Origin of the sequence: Parabacteroides sp. TM07-1AC (assembly GCF_003480915.1) — a bacterium.
Taxonomy (GTDB): domain Bacteria; phylum Bacteroidota; class Bacteroidia; order Bacteroidales; family Tannerellaceae; genus Parabacteroides; species Parabacteroides chongii.
Map to the genome: position 1 here is coordinate 603413 of NZ_QUKD01000001.1, position 15646 is coordinate 619058.

The following is a 15646-nucleotide window of genomic DNA, read 5'->3' on the forward strand; positions in this document are numbered from 1 at the left end:
AAAAGAGGATACTTTTGCTTGTCTAAGACAATGCCTTTTTATTATTTTGCATTTGTATATTTGTTAGTTTAAATATGTTAGAACATCCAATATGAGTATCAATGATATAATAAACAGTATTTATGAACTACCACAAGTATCTCTTAACACCTTAATTCGTTTGGTGTCAGAGGTTGAGTATCCTAAACATTTTCATTTGTTTTTAGAAAACAGAAAAGGAACTAAATCTTATTTTGTAAAAAAAGGAATAGTAAGGGCATATACCCATAAAGATGATAAGGATATTACATTTTGGCTTGGTCAAGAAGGTGATTTAATATTTCCGTTGCAGACTCTTTTTGCGGGTTTAGGAGAATACACTAATGTAGAGCTATTAGAAGATTGTGTTTTATATGAAATTGACTTAGAACAATTACAATCTTTGTACTACACTGATATACATATTGCGAACTGGGGACGTAAATATGCAGAATATGCTTGCATAAAATCAGAGAAGTTGTTTATAGCCCGACAATTTAAGACATCTTTAGAAAGGTATCAAGAACTTATAAACGAATATCCCAGTATAACACAACGTGTTCAATTAGGTATAGTAGCATCTTATTTAGGTATTTCCCAAGTTAATTTGAGCCGTATTCGAGCCCAAATAAAGTGAATAATTTATCAAATGTAAAACGCTTTTTTAAAACATGTAAAAAAGAAATAACCTGCAAATAGCGAACTTTGCGCTCAAAAAAATAAAAACGATGAATTGGTTGCTTTTAGTTTTATCGGGGTGCATTGAACTCGCTTTTACGTTTTGCTTGGGAAAAGTAAGCAAGAGTATGGGATTGGAGAAAGGGTTATGGTGTTTAGGAACTGTTAGTGCTATTGCATTAAGCCTATTTATTATAACTAAAGTTCTCAAAACATTACCAATAGGTACAGCCTATGCCGTTTGGACTGGGATAGGTGCAGTTGGGACAGTGTTAATGGGTATTATCTTCTTTAAGGAACCTGTAAGTTTTGGAAGATTGTTTTTTATATTTACATTAATAGCTTCTATTATAGGTTTAAAAGTAGTATCTGCTTAAAAAATAAAATTTTAATAGTACATTTTATAACTAAATGAGCATTGTTTTTATTCATCAGTGCTCATTTTATTTGCTAAATAAGAAGGTTGTAAATGAAAGAAAGGATAAGGCAGATATTATTGGATATTGATTCAGAGATTGATGAAATAGACTTCTATGGTTATGATATTATTTCAATTTCTCTTTCGATGGCGCACCGTTTACGGGTTATCCTTAATGACCTAAGAGAAGAACTACAAAATTATGTTTTTTCAACTAAGGAGGATGAAATATTATTTTTTAAGGCACAAAAACCGGAAATACTTGGGCGGTTGTTGTATTTTCATAAAATATACCGTATAGAAACGCAATGTCCTAATGGTAGTAATGAAGCCGTTAGAAGCTATCTTAATAAGGAACTGGACAATCTGACCTATTTCTTCAATAGGAATTTAGATTTTTATCAGTATTATCGTTCACATTCAACCGTATATGATGAATACTATTTTGTTCGTGGAAAAGCTGATTTAAGATTATGTACGGATAGCGCACAACTTGACAAAGACCCAAATTTCTCAACTGGATATGATTACAAGGTCGCAAAAATTATAGCCAATGAGATGTTACGTATTTATTTAAATAAGAGGTTAGTTAAACTGGAAACCGATAATCTTGTAGAAGATAACCTGCAAAAAGGCACGAAATATCCTTTTCGTTTTACGGGTAAAAAAGTTTTTCTTATAGAATTGGGTTATTCTCTTGTTTCTTCGGGGGACATTAACAATGGAAATGTGGAAATTAAAGAAATAATGAACTTTCTCGGCACAGTGTTTCAAGTGGAATTAGGGGATTATTATGCTGCTTATATTGCCATGAAAGAACGGAAGAAAGACCGAACGGCATATCTTACCCGTTTGCAAGATTGTCTGATTAAGCGTATGGACGAAGATGATAGCAAATAATATTTTTTTCTTTTCGCAAGTAATTATGTTCTTGCAATAAATAAACCATTCAGTATTTCAATTAATATTGAATGGCTTATTGTTTTCATTCAATCTTGCCATATTGAAATCTTGCTTTCAATCAATCAAGCTATCAATACTTCAATAAAACAAGATTGCAGGATTGCAAAATAAACTCATCGGTCGGGGAGCGCCCAGCGGCAAGGGGCGGGACCACCCGTCCCGACGAGCGAAAAATCTTTAGTTAGGGAATGTTTTTCTTTTACTGGCAACACGACTTCGGAGTGAATTTGCCCAAGGTGTTTTGTGGCACGGAAAACGGTTCTATGTGCCATAGAACACACCTTGCTGTTATCTGACGATAACATGATTTCATCGGCTGGCAGTCCGGTGTGTAGCGTCCAACTTTTGAGCTAACATTTCCATATCGTTACTGACCTTCAAATCGGTAATCCTCGCATAAATTTGAGTGGTTCTGATATTGGTATGTCCCAAAATCTTAGATACCGTTTCAATGGGAACACCATTGGAAAGCAGCACCGAAGTCGCACAAGAATGCCTTGCGACATGATAGGTCAAGTTCTTTTCAATTCCGCAAATGGCTGCGATTTCTTTTAGGTAATCATTCATTTTCTGATTGCTGATAACTGGTAAAATCTTACCGTTTGGCAATTTATCTTTGTACTTTTCCAATATGGCTTTTGGTATATCCAGCAATCGGACGGTAGATGTAACATTTGTTTTGTGTCTTTTCCGTATAATCCACAAATTACCGTCAAATCCGGTACGAATGTCCTCCTGCCTTAACTCGCATACATCAATGTAGGAAAGTGCCGTATAGCAGCTAAAAATGAACAAATCACGTACTTGTTCCAGTCGCTTGGTGCAGAACTTGTGATTGTAAATAGCGGTAATTTCTTCCATAGTCAGATAATCCCTATCGGTACGTTCAAATTTTACCCGATAAGACCCGAAAGGGTCGGCAGTCACCAAACCCGTATTCTTGGCAAAGTTTACCACTGTGCGAAAGCGTTGTACGAACTTCATAGCCGTATTATGGCTACATCCGTAGTTGTTCTTGATATACAGCAGGAAATCTTCAATGAATACCACATTTATATCTTTTATGAGCATGTCGGAAACGGAGTACTTGAACTTCATAAACTCGATAAGCCGTTTCTTTGTCAGTTCATAACGTGAATAGGTTTTGTCTGTGGTATTCATTTTGACCTTTTGTAAATACTGCTCGTTGTGCTGTTTGAAGAACTCTATCAAAGTCCGTTCTCTTGCTATCTTGCCTAAAAAAGCGTTCTTTACCAGTTCTGCGGTTACATATCCGTCTTGCGCCATTAACGCATGGTAATGTTGATGAACTGTGCTGCGAATACTTTCCAGCATGGAATTGATGTGTACGGCTTCTGCGGTTCTGCCGGAAGCCTTGCCTAATTTCACGCTCCAGTGAGCCGGATTTATTTCCAGCTTGGTGTTAAACTGGGCTACAACTTGGTCAATAGTGATACGTGCGATAATCGGTGCGTTACCATTCTTCTTTACTGCATTTCGTTTGACGAAATAGAGTAGCTTAAAAGTACTTCTCATAATCTCTTTTTTTAGTTACAAACTTAAATTGATAAACTGAAAATGAGATATTTGCAGTACGGACAAATCAAGACAACAAACCGCCAATTTTGGACATTCCGTGACCTAAAATCTTAGAGGGTGGACAGGTCACGAATTGGTCACGAAAGTGTGTCTTTTTGTGACCTTTTCGTGTCTTAGGTCACAGACATTATACAAAGAAAAACTCCTACAATACCTTGATATTGTAGGAGTTGTACATTTACTGTCCATTTCTGTCCAGCGTTTCTGTGATCCGCCTGGGGTTCGAACCCAGGACCCCATCCTTAAAAGGGATGTGCTCTACCTGCTGAGCTAGCGAATCATCCTATGCGTTACTTCTGTAATGCGGGTGCAAAGATAGAGGGTTGTTTTATATTATGCAAATATTCCAATAACTTTTTTACATAAATTTCAGTCAGCGGTTAAAAACACGCTGGCTTACTGCACATAACAAACACTACTTTTTTACTCCGTTTTTTCCGGTATCACCTCCAGATGTTCACCATTCACCAAAACCCTGACCGGTGAAGGATTCGGCGACGACAATTTCCAGTCAGTCACTCTCCCGTCTTTCCAAGAAAGATCGACACTGATATTTCCCCGTGCCCTGACACCCTTTATCTGCCCTTCCGGCCACGCCCGGCAAGGAGCAGGCAACAACTGGATCACATCATTATGCGACTGCACCAGCATCTCGATCATCGCCGCAGCAATCCCGTAATTGCCGTCGATCTGCAAAGGGATATGATGCGTCGTAAACAGATTATCAAGCATATTGTAAGTCATCAGCCCCTCCAGCATAGCATGCGCCTTGTCTCCCTCCTGTAACCGTGCCCAAAGCATAGAACGCCAGGTCCATGCCCACGACCGGCGGCTGTTCCCCGTATTCTTACGCCATAACAACGACTTGCGGGCAGCTTCAGCCAGTTCGGGAGTCTTTTCAATACTGATCGTACTTCCCGGATAAACAGCAAACAAGTGCGACGTGTGCCGGTGATCCGTCTCCGGTTCACGGTCGATCATCCACTCCATTAAATTACCCTTCCTGCCGATCTGGGGAGGATACAGACGTGCAGCCTTTTCCTCCAGCGCAGCCGCCCATTCCCGGTCGACATTCAGGATACGTGCCGCCCGGATCGTGTTCAGGAAAAGCTCGGAAACAATCTGCTGGTCGTGCGCCACACCGTCTTCGCCACGAGGACCATGCTCCGGCGACCAACCGTTAGGAACTACCAACGTCCCCTCCTTCACACCCGCCAGCTCCGGATACAAAGAGACATCCACCGGCTTATATTCGCTCTCGAAACTTTTACCGCCTTCACCCAAAGTTTTCAAATGACTTTCCCAGTATTCACACAACTCCTTCATCATCGGATAAGCCTGCCGGCGCAGATAAGCAGTATCCTGTGTAAACGCAAAATGTTCCCAGATATGCAGACCGTACCAGGCTGAACCCGGCAAATTCACCTGCCAGCCGTTTCCTCCGAAAGGATTATGAGAAGTATAAACGATCCAGCCGTTCGTTTGTGTCCCGCCCCGGTCACCGATAGCCTCCAGATATTCGAGCGTAGCCAGGCGGTTCGGTTCACGCATTGCGGAAAGGTAGTCGATCATCGGAAGATGACACTCCGGCAGATTTCCTGTTTCAGGCAGCCAGTAAACCATTTGGAAATTGATGTTGCTGTGGTAATCGTTTCCCCAGGGAGCGGCGATCATCCCGTTCCATATTCCCTGAAGACCGGCGGGCAGGCTGCCCGGACGTGAAGTCGAGATCATCAGGTAACGCCCGAAATTAAACAAGATCTCCTCCAATCCCGGATCAGCCGCCTGCCGCCTGTATGCCTCCAGACGACGCGGTACAGACAACCGCTGCAGTGAATCGGGCGATGACGGCAAATCCAACTCCATCCTGCCGAATAATTCCCCGAAATCTTTCAAATGTCTTTTATGTAATTCCGGATAGTCCAGACCACGAATCCGTTCCATCCGTTGTGCGATCTTCGCAGCCGGCTCTTCACCCCGCCAGCCTTTCCGGAAATCCATCTCATAATTAGTTTCGATCGCAAGAATGACCGTGCAGGAATCGGCACCCGCCAGACGCAAGCTCTCCGGTCTCGTTTCGAGCGTTCCGCCGTAATGGACAACGGTTGCTTTCGCCTCGCAATTCATTCCGTTCGCCAGGTGGCTGGTCAGTGTCAGCGACTGTTTCCCTACTGAGATCCGGTCTTGTATCCGCTGCAAGGCAAAAGATAAGCCGGCAGTCAGTCCGCCCGGTCGATCGGCCCGGTAATGCAATACCATCACCTGGTCCGGATAACTGCAGAAAGCCGTACCTGACACGGTGACTCCGTTACGGGTTGCGACAGAAGCCACCTCGCCCCTATCCAGTAAGATTTCACGGACAAACGATCCGCGTTTTACAGGAGCATTGAAGTCGACAATAAAATCCCCGACAGGCTGATACCCGCCAAAACCGTCCTCGGTCACATCGGGTCCGTTCTCGCCGTCAAAGCTCTTGTCGCCTTTGTTGTTGATCGTTCCGCCATTACGGCCACCCGACCAGAAAGAGACTTCGTTCAGGGCATAGCGGTCACGCCCGCTGCCATGAAAGACCGATGCAGCCAACCGTCCGTTGCCTATAGGATAAGGTTCTCCCTCCCACAAACGGACTGGATTCGGATATTTCCCGCCGGTTGCCGCATCCGTTTCTTCATCCAGATAATCCTGTCCCTCGTTAGATTGCCAACGTTTGATCTCCGATGAAGGATCAGGGACACGCGGCAGCTGCGGCACGAGATCGCCTTCCCATACATTATCGTACAGATCGGAAGTCAGTCCCCGTTCATCTTCATTCTCAAAAACTCTTGTAAAAGCCGGTCGATCAGACCACACACGCTGCGTATCCTCACGCGTCACAGCCGGCGTGCATGCAAACAGTGTCACGACCGGCAGCAGAATCAGAAAGGCTAACTTACTATTCATCGATTTTCTATATTTCGTTTTTCCATTCAAGACTGTAAATGTACACTATTATAGGTGCAAAAGAAAGATCATCGGGTATATAAGATATTATTTTCGAATCTGAAGATATTTCCGTAAGTTTGTCCTGGAAAAAAATTAATAAACATACTTTAATTAATATGGCAGACGATAAGAAAATTATTTTCTCGATGGTTGGTGTGAATAAGACTTTCCCGCCCCAAAAACAAGTATTGAAAAATATTTATCTGTCTTTCTTCTATGGAGCCAAGATCGGTATTATCGGTTTGAACGGTTCCGGTAAGTCCACCTTACTGAAGATCATCGCAGGCATTGAAAAAGAATACCAGGGAGAAGTAGTATTTTCGCCCGGCTATTCGGTAGGTTACCTGGAACAGGACCCGAAACTGGAAGCTGGCAAGACTGTGAAAGAAATCGTACAGGAAGGTGTACAGGATATTGTAGACACATTAAAAGAATACGAAGAAGTAAACGAAAAATTCGGTGATCCGGAAGTGCTGGAAGATCCCGACAAGATGGATGCACTGATCGCCCGTCAGGCAGAATTGCAGGACAAGATCGACGCAACCGATGCCTGGAACCTCGATAGCCGCCTGGAACGTGCGATGGATGCACTGCGTTGTCCGCCCGAAGATCAGATAGTCGATACGCTGTCAGGAGGTGAACGCCGCCGTGTTGCCCTTTGCCGCCTGTTGCTTCAGCAGCCGGATGTGTTGCTGCTCGATGAGCCGACCAACCACCTGGATGCCGAGTCGATCGACTGGCTGGAACAACACCTGCAGCAATATGCCGGTACGGTGATCTGTATCACGCACGACCGTTACTTCCTCGACCATGTGGCAGGCTGGATTCTGGAACTCGACCGTGGCGAAGGTATTCCCTGGAAAGGTAATTACTCTTCCTGGCTGGATCAGAAGACGAAGAAGATGGCTATGGAAGAAAAGCAGGCCAGCAAACGCCGTAAAACCCTGGAACGCGAGCTGGAATGGATCAACATGGCCCCCAAAGCCCGTCAAGCCAAAGGTAAGGCTCGTCTGAACTCATACGAAGCGTTGCTGAACGAGGACCAGAAAGAACGTGAAGCCAAGCTGGAAATCTTTATCCCGAACGGTCCGCGTCTGGGAAATAAGGTGATCGAAGCACAGCATGTAGCGAAGGCTTTCGGTGAGAAGTTGCTGTTCGACGACCTCAACTTCATGCTTCCTCCGAACGGAATCGTCGGTGTGATCGGTCCGAACGGTGCCGGTAAGACAACGCTGTTCAAGATGATTATGGGCATGGAAAGCATCGACAAAGGTACATTCGAAGTGGGCGAAACCGTGAAAGTTGGTTATGCCGACCAGACACATAAAGATATCGATCCGAAAAAGACCGTTTTCCAGGTTGTTTCCGGAGGACAGGAATTTATCCGCGTAGGTGGAAAAGAGATCAACTCGCGTGCTTACCTGTCACGGTTCAACTTTGCAGGTGCCGACCAGGAAAAACTTTGCGGTGTCCTGTCAGGTGGAGAACGCAACCGCCTGCATCTCGCCATTACACTGAAGGCTGAAGCCAACGTGCTGCTGCTGGACGAACCGACCAACGATATCGACGTGAACACACTGCGTGCACTGGAAGAAGGTTTGGAAAATTTTGCCGGATGTGCCGTTGTCGTTTCCCACGACCGTTGGTTCCTCGACCGTATCTGTACGCATATTCTGTCGTTCGAAGGCGATTCGAATGTGGTCTTCTATGAAGGAACATATTCCGAATATGAAGAATACAAGCGCAAACAGGGCGGAGATACAGAGCCTAAGCGCGTACGTTACCGTAAACTTATTGTTGATTAATTACTATATAATTCATTTAGAACCATGAAAAAAAGAATGCTCTGCATGGCGGCTATCGCTGCTGCTTTCCTCTGTTTCGGAAGCGATGCAAACGCACAGAAAACAATCAAGTTGTTCAACGGGAAAGACCTTTCCAACTGGAACTTTGTCGTCGACAAAAATTCCGTTCCGGCCGAACAGGTTTATTCCGTAGGCGACGGTGTGATCAAGATCAAAGGACAGCCTTTCGGTTACATGTACACGAAAGAGAAATACGACAACTATAAGTTGCATGTGGAATGGCGTTGGCCGAATGGTGACCAGGGTGCGAACAGCGGTATTTTCCTGTTGATCGCCGACCCGAAGAATCCGTTCCCGAACGGTATCGAATGTCAGTTGCATGCAGGAGATGCCGGTGATTTTGTTTTGCTTGGAGGTTCCGACCTGCTGCAATTCCAGAACAAGCCGGGTCAGCCCCGTCCCGGTTTCCCGGTAGTGAAAAAGAACGCTCCCAGCAGCGAGAAGCCTGCCGGAGAGTGGAACGAAGCCAACATCTACGTGAAAGACGGTAAGATCAACGTCTACATCAACGGCGTTTATCAGAACACGGGATGGAACAAGCAGAAAGACGGTTACATCGGCTTGCAGAGCGAAGGGAAAGAAGTGGAGTTCCGTAATGTGACGCTCACTCCCTGGTAAGATTGCAATAAACACAGAATTTGCTAAATAGAAACAGAGGCGGTAGCTTGACAGAGTAAAATCTACAAGCTACCGCTTTTATATTATTCTACTTCTATGCAACTTTTTGAAGTAAAAACAGTGCCATTTTCCGTAATTCCTTCGATGATGACACTGTAGGTCGTAGCATTATCTGAAGAGTAAAAAGAGACTTTTGCTTTCCGGTCTTTCCCGAAAGAAACAGCAGGTTCCCAATGGAGCGTTGTACGTAGATCAGGTTGCAGGGTCGTATCTGAGAGTAAATATTTAGGTGCATAAAACGCTTCCGGTTTTTGGTAACCGGATAACACACTATTAAATAATGATGTGTTGTCTTTTTTTATTTTCTCCCCATATTTGGTAGTAATAACCAAAGCTTTTCTAGGTATCATATCCAGATTCACCCCGCGAGTCTGTCCAAATGTTGAATAGTCAGTTCCCACAATAAGCATCCTGGAGCCGGAAATCACACCTATAGATTTAATAGAAGAGGCTGGTATCATATTAATATCATAACCGTTAGCCATTACCTGGTCATTAATAATGATCAAACAAGGAGGAGGCTCATGCGTTTCTCCCCGACTTAATTTCTCAAAATAAGACCTATACTGCATCATACCTGGCAAATCATTCAGTAAATCATATGTGTAGACCGGATTTTTACGACTGATCTCTTCCTCTCCTATCTCATGTAGATTCAAACGCTCAAAGAATGATTTCTTAGCCAAAACAGATTCACGCTTCTTTCCGGGAATATCGACATTCGGTAACTCGATCGTTCTTATACTATGATCTTTCAGATATTTCTCCGTCGCCTTCGTTTGATAGGCTATCGCCTTTCTTTTTTTATCGGCCTCTTCAGGAGGAAATCGGTGAAACTGCTTCACAACAGGAAAAGTATCTTCATTTATTGTTAAAACAATATTCTCCGAATTTCCTTTTTTTGTCATAGCCTGGATCACACAAAGGGTACTATCGGGAAACTCAAATCCGCTAAAGTTAAAATGCCCCTCTTTATCTGAAACGACAATGTCCGAATAATGATTTTCTGGCATATAAAGAATGACACTAGCCTCATCAGTCGCCTCTTTTTTAAAATATCCATCTTTTACCTGTCCTGTCAAATGCTGAGAAGTTTCATACGGCAACACAGGAGTGATATATTCTTCTTTCATCAGAGAAACGATATTATAACGCCGCCACCCCTGTGTAAGCATAAGTACATCGGCGGCATTTATAGCTAGACGGTTATCTGACTGCAGGTAATAAGATGGATTCTCAATATATCCTTTCAACTCGGATGTCAATAACAAGTCCGACAAAATGGAAGAGGTTGTATCGGGCGACAAGTCTCTGTCATCGGTAACTGCCACTGAAAAAGAGCCCTTCTCTTCTACTCCTCTTGCATCATCCAGACAAATATCCAAAACAATCTTTTCCCGTTTTCCATACGCAGGTTTATCTACAGAAACAGAGACAGTTGCCTGATCTTTATTCAAGCAAAAGATCAAGCGTTCACTTAGTACATTCCCTGCAGGATCGAGTAATGTAATCTGTGAAACTCCGGACGGAAAGCTCTCTGAATTCAGTATCAAATAATCCTGCTCTGCTTTCCAACGTCCCCAATACTGCATATATCCACGTGTATGGATCAGGACGAACAAAGAATCTTTCGGATAACTTAAAGCTTCGGATTCAGAGACTGAAATAACGACCTTACCCCGGCTTCGTTCCACTTTCAATGCGACTGTATTTTCAGCTTCGGGCAACTTGAATCGTTTCTTGTCTCCAAATTCATTGATACATTCCGCATAATACTGCTTACCGGGTAATGCTTTCAACATAAAATATCCCATCCCCAGATGTGTAGAGGTAAATGAAGTCAACGTATCTTGTTTCTCGTCCAAAATATATCCGCTTATGTTGCGGTGTAAACCATCTTTTCCAATAGCTTTAAAAGCTATTTTATGAACTATCTCCTGCGGCAATCGTCCCCCTTCGGGAAAAAACTGAATGTCGTAGTCGAATGCCGTTCCAGCGTATTTCTTCTCTATCTTTTGCTTTATATGTGACAGGATATAAATATTTTTCTGAAAAAAATAATCTTCTTTATTTCTCATATAAGCTGTATAGGCCCGAATATTATATTCACCAGACTGCGTATGTTCTGGTATCTGTAAATAACCATAATAATGATCCAAAGAGTCTGGACGGATCATCACACGATTAACGATAGAGTCATTATCGGCAATCAACTCCGCATAAACATAACGGCTGTTTGCTACAGGATGATGACTTGCTGCATCGACCAGATAAGCACGAAACCATATTTTCTCACCGGACAAATACATAGGCTTATCCAAATGCAGATGTAACTTTTCCTGGGGATACAATTCCCGCTGAATCTGAAGTTTACGCTCCACACCGCTTGTCGGTAATTGAGAAAAAGCAGGCAAACAAGAAAAAAACAGAATGATTAAAAGAAATGATTTCTTCATAAGCCACTGATATTTAGTACATCTACAAATATAAGATAAAAATATCACGTAACAAATCGGTTTCTTCATTGTTGTATCTAAGTCAACAATAAAACGAACGCCAACATGAGACTGTACAGATCATTATATCTTCTTCTGCTACTATTGGTTATGCATATAACGGGGCAGGCGCAATTGCAAAAGGTTATCAAGGATATTTTTTCAGCTGACGAAATAACAACGGAGCATACCGACTCCGACTCTATCGATTCGTCCGGGTTACAAAAATACGATGAGACTTTCAAGCTGAAAAGTGGACAGATACAGAAACTCGACTCGCTACGGAAAGAGTCGGTCGCCAAAGAGAAAGAGATGAAATATCACGACAGCTGGTGGCAGACGGGGAAACATATCCTTTATTTCGTATTGGTATTGCTGGGGCAATTCCTGCTGTTCCGCCTATCTTCCTGGCTTTACAAGAAAGTGAAAAACCGTATCCAGCAGTTGAAAGATACCAAGCTAAAACCAATCTCCATACAGAATTATGAGATACTGGATACGCAGAAACAGGTCTCCCTGTTGATCTTCCTGGCGAATATCCTCCGCTATCTCCTATTGTTCATCCTACTGGTTTTAACGATACCGATCCTTTTCTCTATCTTCCCGCAGACAAAGGAACTGGCGTATAAGATCGCCTATTATATCTGGAATCCCGTAAAGGATATCCTGGAAGGCATCCTCGGCTATATCCCTAATCTTTTCACGATCATCGTGATCTGCCTGGTTATAAAATACGTCATTAAGGGCATCCGGTATCTTGCCACGGAGATAGATGCGGGTAGGTTGAAGATTAACGGTTTTTATTCGGACTGGGCGATGCCGACCTATCATATTATCCGGTTCCTGCTGTATGCTTTTATGATTGCGATGATCTATCCTTATCTGCCGGGAGCCAATTCGGGAGTCTTTCAGGGAGTATCTGTTTTTGTCGGGTTGATCGTCTCGCTCGGCTCCAGCACGGTGATCGGGAATATTATTGCCGGGTTCGTGATTACTTATATGCGTGCCTTCAAACAGGGCGACCGGATCAAACTGAACGATACGGTAGGCAATGTGATCGAAAAGACCGCTTTCGTCACCCGTCTGCGCACCATCAAGAATGAGATCGTGACGATACCGAACTCCTTCATCATGTCATCACAAACAGTCAACTATACATCGTCGGCACGTACCTACGGGCTGATCATCCACTCGGAAGTAACGATCGGCTACGATGCCCCCTGGCGCAAGGTGCATCAACTTCTGATAGATGCCGCCAAAGCAACACCCGGAGTGATACCTGAACCGGCTCCCTTCGTTCTCGAAACGGCCCTGAGCGACTTCTACCCTGTCTACCAGATCAACGCTTATATCCAGGAGGCGAACAATATGACAACCATCTATTCCGCCCTTCACCAGAATATCCAGGACTATTTCGATAAGGCTGGCGTAGAGATCATGTCGCCCCATTACACGGCGTTCCGGAATGGCAATGCTTCTACGATCCCCAAGGAAGAAGAGACGAAAACGAATTAAGCAGGCTTACTGCCTATCTGTGCCCTTTTCCATTTGACGAAGCCGTCGATGGGTTTGTCGAGTTGGAAAAGGAGGCGGTCGTCGGCAACGGTTATCAAGACGGCGGAGGGAATCAGAGGGAGACGCATGTGGTCTACGTTGAAAGAGGCTTTCATGATGATCTCACAACCGTCATAGACAACCTCTTTGGCGAGGGTCACCGGAAAATCCTTTGCTACCAGATAGTATGCCGAACGCTCATAAGCGCACCAACAATCGTCTTCCAGATAAAGGTAGACGTATTTGTCGTTATCTACTTCGTTAAAATAAATCAAGTCTATGTCTGTTACCTGTGTCATAAGTTGGTTGTTTTTCGAGAGATTGTTTGTAAAATTCGTACTATGTTCGTTTTTAGTAGAAAAACAGTACCACTTACCCTAATTTTATCGCTTTTATCCGGTAATCGTTTTCCTGTTGCAAGAGCCACTGTATTCGTTAGGCTACGCAGAGGCTTGGTTTGGACGATTGCCAGGGGATAAAAGTGCTAGAATCATAGTTCACGTAGGACTATGTCACAATAAGAGAACAGACTTTTTATAGATGATAAACAAGAGATTTTGTCGCATGCAGACTCACTTTTCACCAAAATGAGGCAAAGTGTACATGAAAGCAGAACGGCTCCGAGAAAATTTCCGGATACCGAATGTGTACCGTCCTCTGTGAGACAGGCGAAAAAAAGGTACAATCAGCGCCAGAAGCTATTTCAGGCAGGTCTTTACAAAATAAAGCCTAAAGATCAATTCTTTTAAAATAAATATATATCTTTGAGCACAGAAAAACTTAGTCCTACGTGAACTACGTCCCCATTGCTGCCACTCCTTCTGCACAGCGTTCCCCATCGATCGCTGCGGAGACAATCCCTCCTGCATAACCAGCTCCTTCCCCGCAAGGGAAAAGTCCTTTTAGGGTAATATGCTGATACGTATCGCGATCACGAAGAATGCGAACAGGGGAAGACGTACGTGTTTCCACTCCTATCATCAGTGCTTCGTTGGTCAGGAAGCCTTTCGATGTTTTCCCGAAATAACGGAAACCATCCCGCAAACGGCTGGTTACAAATTCGGGCATCCAAAAATGAAGCGGTGAAGCCAGTAAACCGGGTGTATAAGATGATACAGGCAAGTCGAAGGAGTTTTTCTTATTGACGAAATCATTCATACGCTGTGCCGGAGCTGTCTGTTTCATGCCGCCGTTCAACCAGCAGACTTCCTCCAAACGCTCCTGAAAAGCCATCAGGGCTAATGGAGAATCGGCAGGAACTGTCATTTCTTCCTGTTTCATCAGTTCGAAATAGTCTTCCGGACGGATCTCCACCACCATGCCGGAATTGGACCAGCGGGAACCGCGATTAGACGGAGACATTCCATTGACAACAACCTGTTTAGGACCACTCGCCGCCGGCACTACGAATCCTCCCGGACACATGCAAAAAGAATAGACTCCCCGACCATTTGCCTGGGTTACAAAACTATACTCGGCTGCCGGAAGATACTTGCCTCTTCCCTCCCGCCGATGATACTGAATCTGGTCGATTAGTTCCTGCGGATGTTCCAGACGGACACCGACAGCGATACCTTTTGCTTCGATAGGAATCTGTTTCTCATAAAGATACCGGTAGACATCACGGGCAGAATGGCCTGTTGCCAAGATAACCGGACCATAAAAACTTTTACCTGTATGGGTTTCCACTCCGATCACTTCGTCTTTTTCGATGATCAAAGCATCCATACGGGTTTCAAAATGAACCTCTCCTCCACAGCGGATGATCTGCTCGCGGATATTCTCTATCACGCGGGGCAGTTTGTCCGTTCCGATATGCGGATGAGCATCGGCGAGAATGGAGGTACTCGCTCCATGCTGGCAGAAAACATTCAATATCTTATCTACCGATCCGCGTTTCTTGCTGCGGGTATATAGTTTTCCATCGGAATAAGCTCCCGCCCCACCTTCTCCGAAACTGTAATTCGATTCACTGTTTACCGTATGTTCACGGCTGATCAGAGCTATATCTTTCTTACGCTCACGTACATTCTTTCCTCTTTCAATGATGACCGGACGCAAACCCAATTCAATCAGGCGAAGGGCTGCGAACAAGCCTCCCGGACCGGCACCGACTACCACGACCTGTTTTCCAGCCGATACATCTTTATATTCTATAGACTGAAACTCCGGTTCTTCCGGTTGCTCGTTAATAAAAGCACGTAGTTTGACATTTACATAGATCGTACGCTGGCGGGCATCAATAGAGCGTTTCAGAACCCTGACAGCCTGTATCTCTTTCGGAGCAGCACCTGTCTCCCGGGCTACCACCTGTTTCAACGACTGCTCGTTTGCTGCCTCTTCCGGCAAAATGCGGAGTTGTAATTCTTGTATCATTATTTATTTCTTTGCTGATA

General features: G+C 44.1%; 11 protein-coding genes and 1 tRNA gene. 6 read left to right on the forward strand and 6 right to left on the reverse strand.

Annotated features, from left to right (window positions below; genetic code table 11):
* The first annotated feature begins 91 nt into the window (after window positions 1–91).
* From DXD68_RS02550 to DXD68_RS02560, 3 genes are all read left to right on the forward strand, one after another.
* Entirely contained in the window at window positions 92–655 is a 564-nt protein-coding gene (locus DXD68_RS02550) for a Crp/Fnr family transcriptional regulator (RefSeq protein WP_005778542.1), read from the forward strand.
* A 91-nt stretch (window positions 656–746) separates the two neighbouring features.
* Entirely contained in the window at window positions 747–1073 is a 327-nt protein-coding gene (locus DXD68_RS02555) for a DMT family transporter (protein ID WP_005778541.1), read from the forward strand.
* 92 nt (window positions 1074–1165) lie between these two features.
* Window positions 1166–2014, forward strand: a complete 849-nt coding sequence (locus tag DXD68_RS02560) for an RteC domain-containing protein (protein WP_122360167.1) — start codon at window positions 1166–1168, stop codon at window positions 2012–2014.
* A gap of 372 nt (window positions 2015–2386) precedes the next feature.
* On the opposite strand, the gene DXD68_RS02565 is transcribed toward DXD68_RS02560, so the two are convergent.
* From DXD68_RS02565 to DXD68_RS02575, 3 genes are all read right to left on the reverse strand, one after another.
* Window positions 2387–3613 (reverse strand): site-specific integrase, encoded by a 1227-nt coding sequence (locus DXD68_RS02565; protein WP_009120437.1) that lies wholly within the window; start codon window positions 3611–3613, stop codon window positions 2387–2389.
* A gap of 270 nt (window positions 3614–3883) precedes the next feature.
* Window positions 3884–3956: transfer RNA gene (locus tag DXD68_RS02570), tRNA-Lys, on the reverse strand.
* Window positions 3957–4099: 143 nt separating this feature from the next.
* Window positions 4100–6616, reverse strand: coding sequence for a glycosyl hydrolase family 95 catalytic domain-containing protein (locus DXD68_RS02575; protein ID WP_122360168.1), 2517 nt, complete (start codon window positions 6614–6616; stop codon window positions 4100–4102).
* Between the two features lie 158 nt (window positions 6617–6774).
* On the opposite strand from DXD68_RS02575, the gene ettA reads away from it, so the two are divergent.
* Both ettA and DXD68_RS02585 read left to right on the forward strand, forming a co-directional pair.
* The gene (gene ettA / locus DXD68_RS02580; RefSeq protein ID WP_122360169.1) at window positions 6775–8463 is read left to right on the forward strand and encodes an energy-dependent translational throttle protein EttA; all 1689 of its coding nucleotides are present in this window, start codon (window positions 6775–6777) and stop codon (window positions 8461–8463) included.
* Window positions 8464–8487: 24 nt separating this feature from the next.
* Window positions 8488–9141: a DUF1080 domain-containing protein gene (locus DXD68_RS02585; protein WP_122360170.1), complete on the forward strand. Its 654-nt coding sequence runs from the start codon at window positions 8488–8490 to the stop codon at window positions 9139–9141.
* Between the two features lie 83 nt (window positions 9142–9224).
* Here DXD68_RS02585 and DXD68_RS02590 read toward each other — a convergent pair whose 3' ends face one another.
* Window positions 9225–11657, reverse strand: a complete 2433-nt coding sequence (locus tag DXD68_RS02590; protein ID WP_122360171.1) for a hypothetical protein — start codon at window positions 11655–11657, stop codon at window positions 9225–9227.
* A gap of 105 nt (window positions 11658–11762) precedes the next feature.
* Here DXD68_RS02590 and DXD68_RS02595 point away from each other — a divergent pair, with 105 nt between their 5' ends.
* The gene (locus DXD68_RS02595; RefSeq protein ID WP_122360172.1) at window positions 11763–13211 is read left to right on the forward strand and encodes a mechanosensitive ion channel family protein; all 1449 of its coding nucleotides are present in this window, start codon (window positions 11763–11765) and stop codon (window positions 13209–13211) included.
* Here DXD68_RS02595 and DXD68_RS02600 read toward each other — a convergent pair.
* Both DXD68_RS02600 and DXD68_RS02610 read right to left on the reverse strand, forming a co-directional pair.
* Entirely contained in the window at window positions 13208–13549 is a 342-nt protein-coding gene (locus DXD68_RS02600; protein WP_122360173.1) for a hypothetical protein, read from the reverse strand. The two genes, DXD68_RS02595 and DXD68_RS02600, sit on opposite strands and share 4 nt — an antisense overlap.
* 496 nt (window positions 13550–14045) lie before the next feature.
* The gene (locus DXD68_RS02610; RefSeq protein WP_122360175.1) at window positions 14046–15626 is read right to left on the reverse strand and encodes an NAD(P)/FAD-dependent oxidoreductase; all 1581 of its coding nucleotides are present in this window, start codon (window positions 15624–15626) and stop codon (window positions 14046–14048) included.
* Window positions 15627–15646: the final 20 nt, after the last annotated feature.

What these genes read in the sequence shown, in the direction of transcription:
- DXD68_RS02550 (WP_005778542.1), top strand. Translation starts at nt 92, where the DNA reads ATGAGTATCAATGATATAATAAACAGTATTTATGAACTACCACAAGTA.
- DXD68_RS02555 (WP_005778541.1), top strand. Translation starts at nt 747, where the DNA reads ATGAATTGGTTGCTTTTAGTTTTATCGGGGTGCATTGAACTCGCTTTT.
- DXD68_RS02560 (WP_122360167.1), top strand. Translation starts at nt 1,166, where the DNA reads ATGAAAGAAAGGATAAGGCAGATATTATTGGATATTGATTCAGAGATT.
- DXD68_RS02565 (WP_009120437.1), bottom strand. Translation starts at nt 3,613, where the DNA reads ATGAGAAGTACTTTTAAGCTACTCTATTTCGTCAAACGAAATGCAGTA.
- DXD68_RS02575 (WP_122360168.1), bottom strand. Translation starts at nt 6,616, where the DNA reads ATGAATAGTAAGTTAGCCTTTCTGATTCTGCTGCCGGTCGTGACACTG.
- ettA (WP_122360169.1), top strand. Translation starts at nt 6,775, where the DNA reads ATGGCAGACGATAAGAAAATTATTTTCTCGATGGTTGGTGTGAATAAG.
- DXD68_RS02585 (WP_122360170.1), top strand. Translation starts at nt 8,488, where the DNA reads ATGAAAAAAAGAATGCTCTGCATGGCGGCTATCGCTGCTGCTTTCCTC.
- DXD68_RS02590 (WP_122360171.1), bottom strand. Translation starts at nt 11,657, where the DNA reads ATGAAGAAATCATTTCTTTTAATCATTCTGTTTTTTTCTTGTTTGCCT.
- DXD68_RS02595 (WP_122360172.1), top strand. Translation starts at nt 11,763, where the DNA reads ATGAGACTGTACAGATCATTATATCTTCTTCTGCTACTATTGGTTATG.
- DXD68_RS02600 (WP_122360173.1), bottom strand. Translation starts at nt 13,549, where the DNA reads ATGACACAGGTAACAGACATAGACTTGATTTATTTTAACGAAGTAGAT.
- DXD68_RS02610 (WP_122360175.1), bottom strand. Translation starts at nt 15,626, where the DNA reads ATGATACAAGAATTACAACTCCGCATTTTGCCGGAAGAGGCAGCAAAC.